This window comes from Mycobacterium marinum (genome assembly GCF_003391395.1).
In the GTDB taxonomy this organism is placed as follows: domain Bacteria; phylum Actinomycetota; class Actinomycetes; order Mycobacteriales; family Mycobacteriaceae; genus Mycobacterium; species Mycobacterium marinum.
In genome coordinates this window covers 3,726,289-3,742,810 of the sequence record NZ_CP024190.1, presented here as the reverse complement: position 1 = coordinate 3,742,810, position 16,522 = coordinate 3,726,289, and the positions used below count along the sequence as shown (strand labels likewise).

Below are 16,522 nucleotides of genomic sequence, written 5' to 3'. Positions count from 1 at the left end.
CATGTAGGAGAAGCAATGACCGTGCAGAACGAGTCGGACGCAAAGACCCACGGCGTAATCCTGACCGAGGCTGCCGCCGCCAAGGCAAAATCCCTGCTCGACCAGGAGGGACGTGACGACCTGTCGCTGCGGATCGCGGTGCAGCCGGGCGGGTGCGCAGGCTTGCGCTACAACCTTTTCTTCGATGATCGGGCCCTCGACGGCGACCTGACCGCGGAGTTCGGTGGCGTGACCTTGACGGTGGACCGGATGAGCGCGCCCTACGTCGAAGGTGCGTCGATCGACTTCGTGGACACCATCGAGAAGCAGGGCTTCACCATCGACAACCCCAACGCCACCGGGTCCTGCGCCTGCGGGGATTCCTTTAACTGAGCAGCTAGTCGCACCTGACCGGGCCGCCGCTGCGGCCTGGTCAGTACTGCCCGGCAGTGCGCAGCACGTACGAGCACACCATGATCTGGCCACGCTGAAAGAGCAGCTGTGCGATGCCTTGTACCTGGCCCTTGGGCGGGCCACCGGTGGCCGGCGTCACCTGCATCGTGAACAGCACCTGGGCCTGATACTGCGACCAATAGACGATCTTGTCGATCGACGTCACGTCGGCCTGGGAGAACTGCTTGCGAAAGGCGTCACTGCTGAGTTTGGCCAGCGCCTGATCGGAGCGCTTGTCCTTGACCCCGTCGTAGATCCCGCACAAGGCGTTACGGACGATGACGTCAACGTCGCGGTGTTCGAGGGCGTTCAGGTAGCCCTGAATCGCGGTCTTGGCTGCGCCTTCGGACAACGTGCCGCTGCTGTTGGTCCCGTTGGTGCGAACCCCGTAGACAATCGTCGCGGTGAGCGCACCCACCAGCGCCAGCGCCAGCAAAGTGCCGATCAGCAGCCGTCTGGGACGTCGATTCCGGTATCCGCCCGGCGCCGGAGGCAGGCCTGGGTAGCTAACCGGCAGTCGCGGCGGGCCATCGGCCGGCGGAGCACCGAATGCCGGTTCGGCGCCGCCCAGGTCATGGGGGTACTCAAGGGGCTCGTTGGGCCCGTTCTCCGGGTATGGCATCGGTCCCTCCGTGCTGACGGCGGGGTTCGACGGGTGCGGACCGGCCATCGTGGTTCTCCTACGGTGGTGGACGGGACGACAGGCGGGGCTGCCGCCAGCGCGGGATTCCGGCAAAGCTGATGAGTTCCCTAGGCAGGCTAGCGCAATACTTGCCGACGGCTGTCGACGCGACGGGGCGGGCCCTGACGCCGATAATTGTGAGAGGCTAGACGACCTCGCGTGAATAGGACGGAGATTTTGTGACGATTGCGGTAACCGGTTCGATTGCGACCGACCATCTGATGCGGTTCCCAGGCCATTTTTCCGAACAGCTGCTGCCCGAGCATCTGCACAAGGTGTCACTCAGCTTCCTCGTCGACGACCTTGTCGTGCACCGCGGCGGGGTGGCCGGAAATATGGCTTTTGCCATCGGTGTGCTCGGAGGTGACGTGGCGCTGGTCGGCGCCGCAGGCGCCGACTTCGCCGATTATCGCGATTGGCTCAAAGCCCACGGCGTCAACTGCGACCATGTGCTGATCTCGCAGACCGCGCACACGGCCCGATTTACCTGCACCACCGATGTCGACATGGCGCAGATCGCGTCGTTCTACCCGGGCGCCATGTCTGAGGCGCGCAACATCAAGCTCGCCGACGTGGTATCGGCCGTCGGTACCCCGGAGCTGGTGATTGTCGGCGCCAACGACCCCGAGGCGATGTTCTTGCACACCGAGGAATGCCGCCAGCTAGGACTGGCATTCGCCGCTGACCCCTCGCAGCAGCTGGCACGGCTGTCGGGCGATGAGATCAAACGGCTCATCAACGGTGCCACCTATTTGTTCACCAACGACTACGAGTGGGACCTGCTGTTGTCCAAGACCGGCTGGTCCGAGGCCGACGTGATGGCCCAGATCGGCTTGCGAGTGACGACATTGGGCCCCAAGGGCGTGGATCTGGTGGAGCCCGACGGCACCAGCATTCACGTTGGCGTCGTCCCCGAAACCAGCCAGACCGACCCCACCGGCGTCGGTGACGCGTTCCGCGCGGGCTTCTTGACCGGCCGCAGCGCGGGTTTGAACCTGGAGCGCGCCGCGCAGTTGGGTTCGCTGGTGGCCGTTCTGGTGCTGGAATCCACCGGCACCCAGGAATGGCAGTGGGACCGCCAGGTCGCGACCGCCCGACTGGCCGAGGCCTACGGTGACGACGCCGCCAACGAGATCACTGCTGTCCTGGCTTAGCGCGGCGAGGAGCTAGAGCTCGACCGGATACTGGGGCTCGCTGATCTGTGGTGTGATGCTGCGCTCGATGAAGATCGCGTGCCACAGCATGAAGATCAGCAGGGTCCACAGCCGGCGGCTGTGATCGCTGGCGCCGGTGCGGTGCTCGTCGAGCATCCGGTTGACCGCTGCCAGGTCGATCAGGTGACCCGCCTGCGACGTGGTGACCATCGCATAGGCCCACTCCAACAGTTCGCCGGCGCGCAACCAGTGCCGGATCGGGACTGGGAACCCGAGCTTGGGTCGGTGCAGCACATGTGCCGGGACAATCGGCTCCAATGCGCGCCGTAGCGCGTACTTGGTGGTGGTGCGGGTGATTTTGGCCTGCAGCGGCAATCGGGCGGCGACGGCGAACACCTCGGGATCCAGGAATGGCACCCGCAGTTCGAGCGAATTGGCCATCGTCATCTTGTCGGCCTTCACCAGAATGTCGCCGCGTAGCCAAGTGAACAGATCGATGTGCTGCATTCTGGCTACCGGGTCCCAGCCCGCTGACCCGGCGTAGACCGCAGCGGTCACATCGGTGTGTGTCCACTGCGGCCGGAATCCGGGCAGCACATCTTGCAGTTGGGCGTCGGAGAAGCTTCGGGCGTTGCCGTAGTAGCGCTCCTCGAGCGTCAGCGAGCCGCGATGGAGCAGGCTTTTTCCGCGCATACCCTCGGGCAGGGGTTTGGAGACCTTGCCCATCGACCGTCGCAGCGGCCGGGGTAGATAGTCGAAGGGTTTCAGCGAGAGCGGCTCGCGGTAGATCGTGTATCCGCCAAACAGCTCGTCGGCGCCCTCCCCGGAGAGCACCACCTTGACGTGCTTGCGGGCCTCGCGGGCCACGAAGAACAGTGGTACCAGCGCCGGGTCGGCGACCGGCTCGTCGAGATACCAGACAATTTCGGGTAACGCGGCCACAAATTCCTCCGCGCTGACCACCTTGGCGATGTGGCGGGCGCCGATGGCTTCGGCCGAGGCCACCGCCACGTCGAGCTCGGAAAAACCCTCGCGTTCGAAGCCGGTGGTAAAGGTGATCAGCCGCGGATTGTGCCGGATGGCCAGCGCCGCGATGGCCGTGGAGTCGATCCCGCCTGACAGAAACGAACCGACAGTGACGTCGGCGCGCATGTGTTTGGCCACCGAGTCCTCTAGCACCGCGGTGATCTCGTCGTAGCGCGCCCGCTCGGTGGCGCTGGTGATCGGTGTGGCGGCAAACCGCGGCACAAAGTAACGGGTGACCACGGGGTTGCACCCGGGCCGGATGCGCGCGTAGCAGCCCGATTCGAGCCGTCGGACTCCGCGATGCAGTGTCTCGGGTTCGGGGACGTACTGCAGGACTGTGTAGTGCTGTAGCGCCCGGTGGTCGATTTCAGTGTCGAATCCCACCAAGTCGACCAGGTCCAGTAGACACTTCTTCTCACTAGCCACCGCGGTGCCGCCCGGTCCGGTCGCCATGAACAGCGGTTTGATGCCGAACGGATCGCGGGCACAGAACAGTTCGCGGGTGACCGTGTCCCACAGCGCGAAGGCGAACATGCCGCGGAGTCGCCCCAGCACGTCGGCACCCCAATGGTGGTAACCGGCGACGATGGCCTCACCATCACCATCGGTGGCGAAGGTGGCGCCGTGCTCGGTGCGCAGTTCCTCGCGTAGTTCGAGGTAGTTGTAGATCTCGCCGTTGAACACCAAGACATAGCGGTCAGGAGCTTCGGGTGGCCCCCATCGCAGCGGTTGGTGCGAATGCTCGATGTCGATGATGGACAACCGGTTGAACCCGAACACCACCGAACCGTCGGCATCGGGGTCTGCCCAGGTGCCGGGCTCGTCGGGGCCGCGGTGGCGCATCAGGTGCGACGCGCCCGCGATTGCGCTGTCGGCTCGCGCGGCCAGCGCGGCTTGGTCGGCCTGGGCGAGTTGAGTATCGGTGCCTTGCGTCTCGGCAGCGCCGGCCGGGGCCGCAACGAAGGCCAGCAGTCCACACACGGCGCCCCAGTATGCCGCAATTGGCGAAGCTTGTGGGGGTCGAGCCCGGCGGGTCGCCATCTGCGGGTGGCGGGCCCGGATGGTTGCCGCCCATTCACGGTGCCCGACGCGCACCCACGCGGGCGGTCTCGCGTGGAATCCTCGCCCGGCCACCGGTGCCGCGCGCCGGGGCCGGTCGCGTCGGCCACTCGCCGCGCCCATGCGCGTCCACCGTGGCAAACACAGGTTTCGACCCGGTTGGAGCGCAGCGCGCCGGACGAGTTTTGGCCCGCATCGTCGCCCGCGCGAGCGGCGTGGTCTACGCTGCGTAGTATTCGAATCCGAGTGAGCCGACGAATTCCGCCAGACGCGGCGTCCAGCACCGGTCGGCCCAGCTTGTGATACAGGAGGCGCAACGTGACACCTCGCGAGCCAGGTCGTTCGCAAAGCTTGTCGCCGTGCAATTCTCAGAGCAATTCCGTTGGTCGCAGCGGTGCCGCGCGGCGGATCGCTCGGCTAGCGGGGCTGGCCGGCGCGCTGGGTTTGCTGGCCGTCACCCTGAGCGGTTGCAGCTGGTCTGAAGCGCTGGCCCTGGGCTGGCCTGAGGGCATCACACCGGAGGCACACGTCAACCGGGAGCTGTGGATCGGCGCGGTGATCGCCTCCCTGGTGGTCGGTGTCATTGTGTGGGGCCTGATCTTCTGGTCGGCCACCTTCCACCGGAAGAAGAAGACCGACACCGACTTCCCGCGCCAGTTCGGCTACAACATGCCGCTGGAGCTGGTCCTCACGGTCACGCCGTTCCTCATCATCTCGGTGCTGTTCTACTTCACCGTTGTGGTGCAGGAAAAGATGCTGCACCTGGCCGATGACCCAGAGGTTGTTGTCGACGTCACGGCGTTCCAGTGGAACTGGAAGTTCGGCTACCAAAAGGTCGACTTCCACGACCACACCCTGACCTACGACGGTGCCGATGAGGCGCGTAAGCGTGCCATGGAATCCAAGCCGGAAGGCAAGGACGAGCACGGCGAGGAACTGGTCGGGCCGGTGGCCGGACGTAACACCGAGGACCGCACCTACCTGAACTTCGACAAGGTCGAAACGCTGGGAACCACGTCCGAGATTCCGGTTCTGGTGTTGCCCGCCGGCAAGCGGATCGAATTCCAGCTCAACTCGGCCGACGTGATCCACGCTTTCTGGGTGCCGGAATTCCTGTTCAAGCGCGACGTGATGCCCAACCCGGCCGCCAATAACTCGGTCAACAGGTTCCAGGTCGAGCAGATCACCAAGACCGGAGCGTTCGTCGGGCACTGCGCGGAAATGTGTGGCACCTACCACTCGATGATGAACTTCGAAGTTCGCGTTGTGGCCCCTAACGATTTCAAGGCCTACTTGCAGCAGCGTATTGCCGGAAAGACCAATGCCGAGGCGTTGCAGGCGATCAACCAGCCACCGCTGGCGATTACCACCCACCCGTTCGAGACCCGGCGGGGCCAACAGGCCCCGATGCCCGTAGGTTAGGACACTCAATGCACATTGAAGCCAGGCTGTTTGAGTTCGTCGCCGCGTTCTTCGTCGTCACGGCGGTGCTGTACGGTGTCGTGACCTCCATATTCGCTACCGGTGGGGTCGAGTGGGCCGGCACCACGGCGCTGGCGCTGACCGGTGGTATGGCCTTGATCGTGGCCACCTTCTTCCGCTTCGTGGCTCGCCGGCTCGATACCCGGCCTGAGGACTACGAAGGCGCTGAAATCAGCGATGGGGCAGGGGAATTGGGTTTCTTCAGCCCGCACAGCTGGTGGCCGATCATGGTGGCTTTGTCCGGTTCGGTGGCCGCGACCGGCATCGCATTGTGGCTTCCGTGGCTGATCGTCGCCGGCGTGGTGTTCATCCTGGGATCGGCGGCCGGTCTGGTCTTCGAGTACTACGTGGGTCCTGAGAAGCACTGATTCGAGCCGGGAAGGTCACAATCAGAGCATCAGTTGATCAGTGGCCAGTTAGCCAAGACTTCTGTGAGCTACCCGGTTGGGTAGGGTTTTGATGCACAGTGAGAATGCACCGAGCGGGCGTGCACAGATGCAGCTGCGGAGCACCGCGCTTTGGTGAGTCAGTTTGGACAGGGTAGGCAAACATGAGCGGGCCGAATCCGCCGGGATGGGAACCTGACGAACCCGACCCAGCTGGCGATTCCAGCGCTGAACTGGAACCCTTTGGCGACACCGACGATGAGCCAGACGACGCTCTTGCAGGCGGCGAACTCGAACCCGTCAGCGAGAGCGGCCAGATTGAGCCGGTAGACCCCGCGCAGGAATCGGAAGCGTATTCACGGGCCTATTCGGCGCCGGAGTCCGAGCAATTCATCAGCGGGGCCTACCTGCCGGCAGATCTCAGTCTTTACGACTATGACGGCTACGACGACTCGCTCGACGAAGAGGATGAGCCAAGCACGCCACGCTGGCCCTGGGTGGTTGGGGTGGCGGCCATAATGGCCGCCATAGCACTGGTGGCATCGGTGTCGCTGCTGGTGACGCGCACCGATTCCACGAAGCTCGCCAATCCCGCAACCACGTCATCGGTACCGCCGGTACAGGACGAAATCACGACGACCAAGCCGCCGCCCCCTCCGCCTCCTCCGCCGCCACCGCCTAGTACCGAGATTCCGACAGCGACGGAGACGCAGACAGTGACGGTGACACCTCCACCCCCGCCGCCTCCGCCTCCGGAGACCTCTGCGGCGCCGCCACCGGCGGCTACTACTCCGACGACACCGGCGGCTGCGCCGCCACCCACCACGACGACTCCTGCGGGGCCGCGGCAAGTTACCTATTCGGTGACCGGTACCAAGGCACCCGGTGACATCATTTCGGTGACTTATGTGGACGCTTCAGGCCGGCGAAGGACCCAGCACAACGTGTATATCCCCTGGTCGATGACCGTCACTCCGATTTCGCAGTCCGATGTGGGCTCTGTGGAGGCCTCCAGCCTGTTCCGGGTGAGCAGGCTCAACTGCTCGATCACCACCAGTGACGGGACGGTGCTGTCGTCCAACAGCAACGACGCACCGCAGACGAGCTGCTGATGCTCGGTAAATACTCCGCGTACCGGCGTGGACCGGAAGGCGTTGTCGCTCCCGAAGTCGTCGACCGAATTCTCATCGGGGCGTGTGCGGCGGTCTGGCTGGCGCTGGTGGGCGTAGGTGTGGCCGCCGTGGTCGCGTTGGCCGATCTTGGCCGGGGCGTACAGAAGATATCGAAGGACTCGCACAGCAGTTGGGTGTTGTACACGGTCATCGTCGTCTCGGCATTGATCATCGTCGGGGCGGTCCCGATGCTGTTGCGGGCGCGACGGATGGCCGAGACTGGACCGCTGGTCACCTCGGTGCCATTGCGTAGAACGGGCGGGCAGCCGTTGCGGACGGCCAACGCCACGATGCGAGCCGCCGACCGTAGCGCGCGTCGGGATCACGCAAATGGGCGCTCGGAGGGCACCCAGTGGTCTAGCGAGGCGGTGGACCGCGTTTGGTTGCGTGGCACCGTGGCCCTGGTCGGCACGATAGGGATTGCTTTGATTACCGTTGGCGCAGCGACCAATCTGATGGCGGTCGGTCACGACGGTGCGTCCTGGGTCGCCTACGGGCTGGCTGGGATCGTGACCGCAGGAATGCCGGCGATCGAGTGGTTCTACGTTCGCCAGTTGCGTCGCGTCTCGGTCAAATAGATCTCGGCCGGATAGGTCTCGGTCAGGCACCAGCCGGCGACTGCCCCGGCGTTCGCCCCTATGGCTGTCGTGGTTCAGACGCCTGAGATGCCTCGGATGCCGGGTGGGGGAGGGGAGAGGTGTTGGCTATCTCGACCGGTGCTGGTGTAGCGCAGTCGGGGACCGGCTGAGGGCACGAATTCCCCACGGACGAGCGATGGTTGGCGGATGGCCTACTCGCGGTCCGGGCCAGCGGGTGCCGGTGGCCATGATGGGTTCATTGGGTTCAATCGGTTCAGTGGGTTTATTGGGAAACCCACTTGGCGCCGCCCCAACGGCCACCTAGCGCGACGCCATAGAACCAAGTAGCAGGCCCAAAGACGCCAATAGCCCGGCTCCCGAAAGCGGGTCGAGGTGACTCCGCTTGGGGAACCGGGCCTGGCCAGTGGTTGCTACCCGTCGAGGCTAGTGATCGCCCTCGCCGTTGGACGTCTCGTTGAGGCTGTCCTGGTATTCGCGCAACGCTGTCAGAGCACGGTGTTCGGCGGCGTGACCCGCCTCGCGCAGTGCCGCGTCCTCCGATGCCGGATCGGCGGTCAGGAAGCTACCGCTACCCGGCGATCCCGCCGAGCCCAGCTTGTTCATTCGCTTGGGCAATGGAGCGCCCTGGTAGTCCAGCGGAAGCGGATGACCATGCTCGTCGACCGGACCGAGCGGCTGGTGCAGTTCGATGTAGGCACCGTGCGGCAGCCGCTTGATGATGCCGGTCTCAATACCGTGCTCGAGCACCGCACGGTCGCTGCGCTGCAGTCCGATGGACCACCGGTAGCTGATGAAGTAGACGAACGGCGGAAGAATCACCATGCCGATACGTCCGATCCACGTCGTTGCGTTCAACGAGATGTGGAACTTCAGCGCGATGATGTCGTTCATCGCCGCCAGCGTGAGCAGCATGTAGAACGAGATCGCCATCGCTCCGACTGCGGTACGAACCGGAGCGTCACGCGGCCGCTGCAGCAGGTTGTGGTGCGCGTAGTCGCCGGTAAACCGCTTCTCCAGGAAGGGGTAGACGATCAGGAGCATGAAAATGAGACCCATGATCAGAGCGACCCACACCGGTGCCGGAATGGTGTGGTGCCAGAAGTAGAACTCCCATGGCGGCCAGATACGGGCCAGGCCTTCGGTCCACATCATGTAGAAGTCGGGCTGCGACCCTGCCGAAACATGGGCCGGCTTGTAGGGGCCCAGATTCCAGATCGGGTTGATCTGCAGCAGACCGCCCATCAAACCCAGCACACCGGTGATGGCCGCGAAGAACGCACCAGACTTGACCGCGAACACGGGCATCACTCGGACACCGACGACGTTGTGCTCGGTGCGGCCCGGGCCGGGGAACTGGGTGTGCTTCTGGAACCACACCAAGGCCATGTGCATCCCGATCAGCGCCAGGATGATTCCCGGCAGCAACAGGATGTGCAGGGAGTACATGCGCGGGATGATGTAGCCCGCCGCGGTGCAGTCGTCGCCCACACCACCGCAGGGGAAATCGCCGCCGAACAACGCCCAGTGCAGCCAGGTGCCGATCACCGGCATCCCCAGCGTGATCGAGGAGAGCGCGGCCCGCAAACCGATGCCGGACAGCAAGTCGTCAGGCAGTGAGTAGCCGAAGTATCCCTCGAACATGGCCAGGATCAGCAGCAACGAACCGATGATCCAGTTGGCCTCACGTGGCCGCCGGAATGCGCCCGTGAAGAAAATACGTGCCAAGTGCACCATGATCGCCGCGGCGAACATCAGTGCCGCCCAGTGGTGTACCTGGCGGACGAACAAGCCGCCACGCACCTCGAAGGAGATGTCGAGTGCCGACGCGTAAGCCTTCGACATCTCCACGCCGCGCAACGGCTGGTAGACGCCGTTGTAGGTGACGTCCATCATGGACGGATCGAAGAACAGCGTCAGGTACACGCCGGTGATCAGCAGCACGATGAAGCTGTACAGCGCGACCTCGCCGAGCAGGAACGACCAGTGCGTCGGGAAGACCTTGTTGAACTGTCTGCGCAGCGCTGCCGCGGGGTGGTAGCGCGTATCAATGTCCTCGGCCTGGCGGGCTAGGACATCACCGATCTTCGGCGGACTGAGTTTCGGGCTCATGATGTTGTGCGCTCCCAGAATGCCGGTCCAACGGGTTCGATGAAGTCGCCGTTGGCGACCAAATATCCCTCGGTGTCGATTGTGATAGGCAACTGCGCCAGCGCACGCGCGGCCGGGCCGAATATCGGCTTGGCGAAATGCAGCGCGTCGAACTGGGATTGGTGACACGGGCACAGAATTCGGTAGGACTGCTGCTCATACAGCGAAGACGGGCAGCCCAGGTGAGAGCAGACCTTGGTGAAGGCGAAGAGTTCTCCGAAGTTGAAGCTCTCTTGGCCTTGGCGCTTCACCACGCGGTGCATGTCGGTGGGCTTGATCCGAATCAGCATCACGGGGTTGCGGACGCCCATTGAGATCCGCTGCAGCTTTTCGTGGGATTCCACGGTGGTGCCGTCGCCGTCGGACTCCCGCCAGGGAAACACCGTTTCCATCCCGCCGGCGTCCAAGTCCTCGGGGCGCATCTTGGTGTACGGAGGCCCGTCACCGAGTCCGGTGGCTCGCGCCAGATAGATCGTCTCGCCGTGGAACCGCGGGGTCCAGCCCGAGGTCCACAGCACCGCCTTCTTGCCGTCAGCGGTGGGGACCACCGGCTTCCACGGGTTCTTGATGAGGCCGCCGGCAAACGCAACCAAGGTGCCGAGCCCGAACGCGCCCAGACCCACGCCCAACGACGCGCCGACCATCTTGCGCCGTCCGATCGTGGAGGCTTCGAAGGCGTCGGCGAGGTTGGCCACCACCGTCTTGCGGTCTACCTCGCGGGAGGCGCCGTCATGGCGATCTTGGATGGTGATCTCTTCGGGGATAAAGCGTTTCTGGAAAAGCACCGCGCCGATCGCGATCGCCAGCACGGACATCCCGAAGGTCAACCCGTACAGCGGGGTGGCAAGGGAGTAGAGCAGGTTGCCCTTGTCTCCGCTCGGCTTGTACTCCCACGGCCAGAAGAGGAAGACCAGCAGCAGTGCCAGGCCGAAGAACCCACCCAGCAAAAGCCAGAGGGCCACGCCGCGCTCCGCGCGCTTCTCCGCCTTGGTGCCCTCTACCGGCCAGCGAGGTTCCTTGTGGGCGATGCGCACGCCGTCGATGCTGCCGCCCAGCTCCAGCAGTTCTTGCTGGGACATTTCGGCCAGCGCGGCCTCGTCGGGCTCGCGCGAGACGCCGGTTTCCGTTGAGCCGTCGCTCATGATCGCGCCCCAATCCACAGTGCCAGCCCAATGGCGGCGACCATACCGATGATCCATATCGCCATGCCCTCAGGTGCGGGACCGAATCCACCGAGTCCGTAGCCGCCGGGCTGCCGCTCCTCGGCGGCGTTGCGAACGTAGGCGATGATGTCCTTCTTCGCGTCGAATGACAGCTGACGGTCGGAGAACTTCGGCATGTTCTGCGGACCCGTCAGCATCGCGGTGAGGATCTGCTGCTCGTTGGCGGGCCCCAGATCCGGCGCGAACTTGCCGGAGGACAGCGCCCCGCCCTTGCCCGTGAAGTTGTGGCAGGAGGTGCAGTTGAGGCGGAACAGATCACCGCCGCGGCCCAGATCATCTCCGCGCAGCGACTTCATCGCAAGGCTGCCGTCGGGGTTGCGCACCACGGTGGGGCCACCGCCGTTGGCTTGCACGAACGCGCCAAGAGCGTCGGTCTGTGCCTCATCGAAAATCGGCTCTTTGCGCTGTGCCTGCGCTTCGCCGCGCATGGCTGGCATCCGGCCCGTCGATACCTGGAAGTAGACGGCCGCCTCGCCGACTCCGATCAAGCTGGGGCCGTGGTCGGGCACGCCTTGCAGGTTGGCGCCGTGGCAAGACACACATGAGGTGTCGAACAACTGCTTGCCGGTGCGAAGCAGTGCGGCGGAAGACTCGTCGGCGACGGCTACCTGCGGGACGGGTGTGAGTACGGCCGCCACGCCGCCAGCGATGGTCAGGGCTATCAACAGCAGCAGCCCACCCGATAACCGGCGATGAAGACGCCGTCGTGCGCGACTAGTTCGCTGTTCTGATCGGTGACTACGCGGGCCGCGCAGCGCCCCGACGAGTCGCCGGGCAACCGGCTCACTGCCACCGGATCGGGTGAATCCCAGTTTCTTCAACTGAGCTCTCCTGTTCGTTTCCTGATCGTGCCTGTTTGGGGGCTGCCAGCTGCTATCGAATGAAATAGATCACGGTGAACAGCGCGATCCACACGATGTCGACGAAGTGCCAGTAGTAGGAGACGACGATGCTGGCGGTTGCCTGGGCCGGGGTGAACTTACTCATCCCGGTCCGCACCAGCAGGAATATGAACGCGATCAGACCGCCGGTGACGTGTAGCCCGTGGAAGCCAGTGGCCAGATAGAACACGCTTCCGTAGGCGCTGCCGGGGATGGTCGTCCCATGAGTCACCAGGTGGTAGTACTCGTAGCCCTGGCCCAGGACAAAGAACAGACCCATCAGGAAGGTGATCACATACCAGCGGCGTAGCCCAAACACGTCGCCGCGCTCGGCCGCGAACACCCCCATCTGGCAGGTGAACGACGACGCGATTAGCACCAACGTCACCGGCACGGCCTGATAGAGATTCAGCTCCGTGGGCGGTGGCGGCCACTTCCCGCCGGCTTGCGAGCGCGCGGTGAAGTACATAGCGAACAACCCAGCAAAGAACATCAGCTCGCTGGAAAGCCACACTATGGTGCCGACACTGACCATGTTTGGTCGGTTCAGCGAATGCACGCGCGACGTGATGGCAGTACCCGAGGTCCCTACAGCACTCGTCACATCCGCAAGTATGACGCTTTGTAGTTGTCGAACTCTACCCGGGGCTGAAATTCGCTTCCGCGAGTCGCGTCGGCGCTGCGTTTGCGCCGGTCGCGGCCAACCGGTGGGCGGGCGATAGGAGGTAGTCGGACGCATGGGACTATCGGGCGCGTGGTGCTGTCATCCGAAGCTTCATCCGCGGCCGACCACTCGGCGGCCGCACCCATACCGACGTCCTCGTGGCCGCAGCTGCTCGGCCGGCTAACGGAGGGCAAGCATTTGGAGCCGGGTCAGGCGGGCTGGGCCATGGAGCAGATCATGAGCGGCAACGCGCGGCCCGCCCAGGTCGCCGCTTTCGCCGTCGCCATGAAGATGAAGGTTCCCACCGCGGGCGAGGTCGGTGAGCTGGCCGACGTGATGCTCGCCTACGCGCGTCCGATGCCGGCCGACTTGATCCGCGACGACACCGTCGACATCGTCGGCACCGGTGGCGACGGGGTCAACACGGTGAACCTGTCCACTATGGCGTCCATCGTGGTCGCCGCCGCGGGTGTGCCGGTGGTCAAGCATGGCAACCGAGCCGCCTCGTCGTTGGCCGGCGGCGCGGACACCCTGGAGGCCCTTGGGGTGCGCATAGACCTGGGGCCCGACCAGGTCGCGCGCAGCCTCAACGAGATCGGGATCGGGTTCTGTTTCGCGCCGCAGTTTCATCCGTCCTATCGGCAAGCATCGGTGGTACGTCGTGAAATCGGGGTGCCCACCGTGTTCAATCTCCTTGGCCCGCTGACTAATCCGGCGCGGCCGCGGGCCGGATTGATTGGCTGTGCTTTCGCCGATCTCGCCGAGATCATGGCCGGTGTGTTCGCCACGCGTGGGTCCAGTGTGCTGGTGGTGCATGGCGACGACGGGCTCGACGAGCTGACTACGACTACGACGAGCACGATCTGGCGTGTCCAGGCGGGAACGGTCGACAAGTTGACTTTCGACCCGGGAGATTTCGGGTTCGCGCGTGCTGAACTGAGCCAGCTACTCGGCGGAGACCCGCAGGCCAACGCGGCCGAGGCGCGCGCTGTCTTGGGCGGTGCAGCCGGGCCTGTCCGGGACGCGGTGGTGCTCAATGCGGCTGGTGCGATCGTTGCTCATGCCGGGCTATCCAGCCGCGCTGAATGGCTCCCCGCCTGGCAGGACGGGCTGCAACGCGCCGCGGTGGCTATCGACAGCGGTGCGGCCGAGCAACTGCTCGCGCGATGGGTGCGCTTCAGCCAGCACGTCTGATTGCCGGCCGCCATCCGGGCGACCACGCGGATCTCCTTGGCTAACCTGCTCTGCGGCTAGCCGCGCCGAACGCGCCGCAGCCGCCCATGCCGCCCACGGTCCGGCTGATCTCAGCGGTGAAGTCCAGCCGGCGGACTCCGCACGGTCGGCAGTGTGCTCAGCGCCGGTGACTCGCACGATCCGCACTCCCGGGGTCGCCAGCCAGCGGGCAATCAGCGCGGTCTCTTCTACCAGCGCGCCGCCGAGTGGCGCCGGTGCCGGCAAGATCGTTTGCGCTCCGGCGTGGAGGGCGTCGACCACCGGCATCGGCGGTGTCCCACGTCGGGAATTACCGGCGGCTGCGAGCTGGCCGTGGCGGATCACCGCGAACTGGTAGCCGCCGCAGCCATCGGGAGCGGCCGCGACCAGCTCGGGCAGGGCTACCAGCGCGCGCAGCCGTTGGCCACGCCAGAGCACTTCGACAGCTGTGGCGATGTGGTCGCGCAGCCGTGCCGCGCTCTCATAGCGGTGCCGCTCGGCCAGGTCGCTGACTTGGTGCACGGCCGCGGTCAGTGCGGTGTTATCCACTCCCTCGATCAAGTCGGCCGCACGCTTGGCCGCGTCGGCGTACCCCTCGGCGGTGACGTTGCGCGCGGCGGGGCAGGCCGACACCTCCAACTCTGGGCAAGCCGGACCATGCAGTGCCGAGCGGGCCAGCCGCTTGGTGCAGGTTCTGACACCGGTGAAGCGCGCCAGCAGGGCCGCCGTTTCTGTCGCGTCGGTGCGCGACCGAAACGGGCCGACAACGCGGTCATGCCGGGGAGCACGAACTACCGATAGGCGGGGAAACGCCTCGTCGGTGAGCGTCACCCACCACCAACGGTGCGGGAACCTCGATCGACGGTTGTACGGCGGTGCATGCGCGGCAAGCATCCGCAGTTCACGGACTCCGGCCTCGAGGGCATGTGCGCACTCGACATGGTCGACGGCGCCGGCCAGGGCGACCATCTCCTTCATCCGGCCCCGAGAATCGGCGCCGTTGAAGTACTGACTGACCCGGCGGCGCAAGTCGACCGCGGTGCCCACATAGAGGACTTCGCCCGATGGCCCTCGGAACAGATAGATCCCCGGGCGGTGCGGCAGCCCGTCGGCGAGCACTCGCTTGCGACGCTGTGCCGGCGTCACGCCCGGTAGGTATGCACGCAGCTCGGCGTAGGAATGCACGCCCTGGTTGCCCACCCGCTCAATCAGGGCATGCAACACCTCGACAGTGGCGCGCGCGTCGTCGAGGGCGCGGTGTGTGGGTTGGGTGGCGACGGAAAACAAGCGCGCCAAAGCGGCCAACCGCACGCTGGGTGCTTCTTCGCGGCTGAGCACTCGGCGAGCCAGCCGGACCGTGCACAGCACCTTCGATCCCGGCCACGCGATGTCGCAGCGCCCTGCGGCCGCCCGCAGGAACCCGATATCGAACCCGGCGTTGTGGGCGACCAGGACCGAGTTGCCAACGAACTCGAAGAACATCGGCAGGACGGAGTCGATCGTCGGGGCATCACACAGCATGGCCGTGGTGATTCCGGTCAATCGCACGATCTGGGGTGGGATGCTGCGTTGCGGGTCGACCAGGGTCGCGAATTCGCCCAGGATCACGCCACCACGTACCTTGACGGCCCCGATCTCGGTGATGGCGTCCGGCGGCGATGCTTCAGTGCCCGTCGCTCGTCCGCCGGTGGTCTCCAGGTCCACGACCACGAAGGTGGTTTCGCGCAGCGACACGTCGTCTGCCTGGGCGGCCGCCGGGTCAGTGAGGTCGGTGCCCGGTAAGGCGATGTCCGCAAAGGCGGCCGGATCGAGCCCGGTGAGACTCAGCTGAGTTCCACCCGTCACACCCATGGCCGTGACGTTAGGCACTCGCACCGACATTCGCCGGTTCCCACCCGGCGCGCGCAGACACTCGCACCGGCTGTCAGGGAGTGCTGCCGGATCTCGGCAGGACCAGATCTGTCGGTGGCGCCGGTTAGCGTTCGGCTCAGTTGACAGTGAGCGCAAGACACTACCGAGAGGACCGACCCCAAATGGCACACACCAGCGGAACCGACAGCAAAAGCGGTGCGGGGGCCGAACCGGGCGATCCGGTGGTGATTGATTGTGATGACTGCGCGGTCCGCGGGCCCGCGTGCCGCGACTGTGTAGTCAGCGTCTTGCTCGGGGTCCCCGACGAGTTGATGTACGACGAACGCGTGGCGCTGGAAGCCCTCGCGGATGCCGGGCTGGCGCCAAGGTTACGGCTGGTCCCAATCCGCCGTAACCGAGCGACTGGCGTCGCGTAGAAGTTATGTATGGTGGTGATCGCGCAAAGACGCGCTCCCACATGAAAACTACAGAAATCTTGCTATTTTCTTAACTCTCCCGTTTGGACAAACGCCGATATCATTTCGTAACCT

The 16,522-nt window shown here is 65.0% G+C and carries 14 protein-coding genes and 1 pseudogene; 8 read left to right on the top strand and 7 right to left on the bottom strand.

Annotated features, from left to right (window positions below; translation table 11 throughout):
• The first annotated feature begins 15 nt into the window (after nt 1-15).
• Nucleotides 16-372, top strand: a complete 357-nt coding sequence (locus CCUG20998_RS15650; protein ID WP_012394906.1) for an iron-sulfur cluster assembly accessory protein — start codon at nt 16-18, stop codon at nt 370-372.
• A gap of 40 nt (nt 373-412) precedes the next feature.
• Here the strand turns inward: CCUG20998_RS15650 and CCUG20998_RS15645 are convergent, their stop codons facing one another.
• Complete coding sequence (locus CCUG20998_RS15645) at nt 413-1,102, bottom strand: Rv0361 family membrane protein (RefSeq protein ID WP_020725631.1); 690 nt, start codon at nt 1,100-1,102, stop codon at nt 413-415.
• Nucleotides 1,103-1,293: 191 nt separating this feature from the next.
• On the opposite strand from CCUG20998_RS15645, the gene CCUG20998_RS15640 reads away from it, so the two are divergent.
• Nucleotides 1,294-2,268, top strand: coding sequence for a carbohydrate kinase family protein (locus CCUG20998_RS15640; protein ID WP_012394904.1), 975 nt, complete (start codon nt 1,294-1,296; stop codon nt 2,266-2,268).
• A gap of 12 nt (nt 2,269-2,280) precedes the next feature.
• Here CCUG20998_RS15640 and asnB read toward each other — a convergent pair whose 3' ends face one another.
• On the bottom strand, nt 2,281-4,275 hold the full coding sequence (gene asnB, locus CCUG20998_RS15635; protein WP_197720186.1) for an asparagine synthase (glutamine-hydrolyzing): 1,995 nt from the start codon (nt 4,273-4,275) through the stop codon (nt 2,281-2,283).
• A gap of 396 nt (nt 4,276-4,671) precedes the next feature.
• Here asnB and ctaC point away from each other — a divergent pair, with 396 nt between their 5' ends.
• The 4 genes from ctaC to CCUG20998_RS15615 all read left to right on the top strand — a co-directional run bounded on the left by ctaC (nt 4,672) and on the right by CCUG20998_RS15615 (nt 7,971).
• Nucleotides 4,672-5,775, top strand: coding sequence for an aa3-type cytochrome oxidase subunit II (ctaC, locus tag CCUG20998_RS15630; RefSeq protein ID WP_020729419.1), 1,104 nt, complete (start codon nt 4,672-4,674; stop codon nt 5,773-5,775).
• An 8-nt stretch (nt 5,776-5,783) separates the two neighbouring features.
• On the top strand, nt 5,784-6,203 hold the full coding sequence (locus tag CCUG20998_RS15625) for a cytochrome c oxidase subunit 4 (protein ID WP_011741308.1): 420 nt from the start codon (nt 5,784-5,786) through the stop codon (nt 6,201-6,203).
• Nucleotides 6,204-6,385: 182 nt separating this feature from the next.
• On the top strand, nt 6,386-7,333 hold the full coding sequence (locus CCUG20998_RS15620) for an MmpS family transport accessory protein (protein ID WP_012394901.1): 948 nt from the start codon (nt 6,386-6,388) through the stop codon (nt 7,331-7,333).
• Entirely contained in the window at nt 7,333-7,971 is a 639-nt protein-coding gene (locus tag CCUG20998_RS15615) for a DUF2561 family protein (protein WP_020729418.1), read from the top strand. Before CCUG20998_RS15620 ends, CCUG20998_RS15615 begins: the two co-directional genes overlap by 1 nt.
• 444 nt (nt 7,972-8,415) lie before the next feature.
• Here CCUG20998_RS15615 and qcrB read toward each other — a convergent pair whose 3' ends face one another.
• The 4 genes from qcrB to ctaE form a co-directional block, all read right to left on the bottom strand.
• Nucleotides 8,416-10,101 carry a cytochrome bc1 complex cytochrome b subunit gene (gene qcrB / locus CCUG20998_RS15610; protein WP_011741305.1) on the bottom strand — a complete coding sequence of 562 codons (1,686 nt, stop codon included), beginning with the start codon at nt 10,099-10,101 and terminating at the stop codon, nt 8,416-8,418.
• Entirely contained in the window at nt 10,098-11,282 is a 1,185-nt protein-coding gene (gene qcrA, locus CCUG20998_RS15605) for a cytochrome bc1 complex Rieske iron-sulfur subunit (protein WP_012394899.1), read from the bottom strand. The genes qcrB and qcrA overlap by 4 nt, the downstream gene beginning before the upstream one ends.
• Nucleotides 11,279-12,118 carry a cytochrome bc1 complex diheme cytochrome c subunit gene (qcrC, locus tag CCUG20998_RS15600; protein WP_036455961.1) on the bottom strand — a complete coding sequence of 280 codons (840 nt, stop codon included), beginning with the start codon at nt 12,116-12,118 and terminating at the stop codon, nt 11,279-11,281. Before qcrC ends, qcrA begins: the two co-directional genes overlap by 4 nt.
• Before the next feature lie 118 nt (nt 12,119-12,236).
• Nucleotides 12,237-12,848, bottom strand: coding sequence for an aa3-type cytochrome oxidase subunit III (ctaE, locus tag CCUG20998_RS15595; RefSeq protein ID WP_011741302.1), 612 nt, complete (start codon nt 12,846-12,848; stop codon nt 12,237-12,239).
• A 150-nt stretch (nt 12,849-12,998) separates the two neighbouring features.
• On the opposite strand from ctaE, the gene trpD reads away from it, so the two are divergent.
• Complete coding sequence (gene trpD, locus CCUG20998_RS15590) at nt 12,999-14,102, top strand: anthranilate phosphoribosyltransferase (RefSeq protein WP_012394897.1); 1,104 nt, start codon at nt 12,999-13,001, stop codon at nt 14,100-14,102.
• On the opposite strand, the pseudogene CCUG20998_RS15585 reads toward trpD, so the two are convergent.
• Nucleotides 14,040-15,971 (bottom strand): annotated as a pseudogene (locus CCUG20998_RS15585) (DEDD exonuclease domain-containing protein); the annotation flags it as partial. The gene trpD and the pseudogene CCUG20998_RS15585 overlap by 63 nt on opposite strands.
• A gap of 182 nt (nt 15,972-16,153) precedes the next feature.
• Between CCUG20998_RS15585 and CCUG20998_RS15580 the strand changes: the two are divergent.
• The gene (locus CCUG20998_RS15580; RefSeq protein ID WP_012394895.1) at nt 16,154-16,408 is read left to right on the top strand and encodes a hypothetical protein; all 255 of its coding nucleotides are present in this window, start codon (nt 16,154-16,156) and stop codon (nt 16,406-16,408) included.
• The last annotated feature ends 114 nt before the right edge of the window (nt 16,409-16,522 follow it).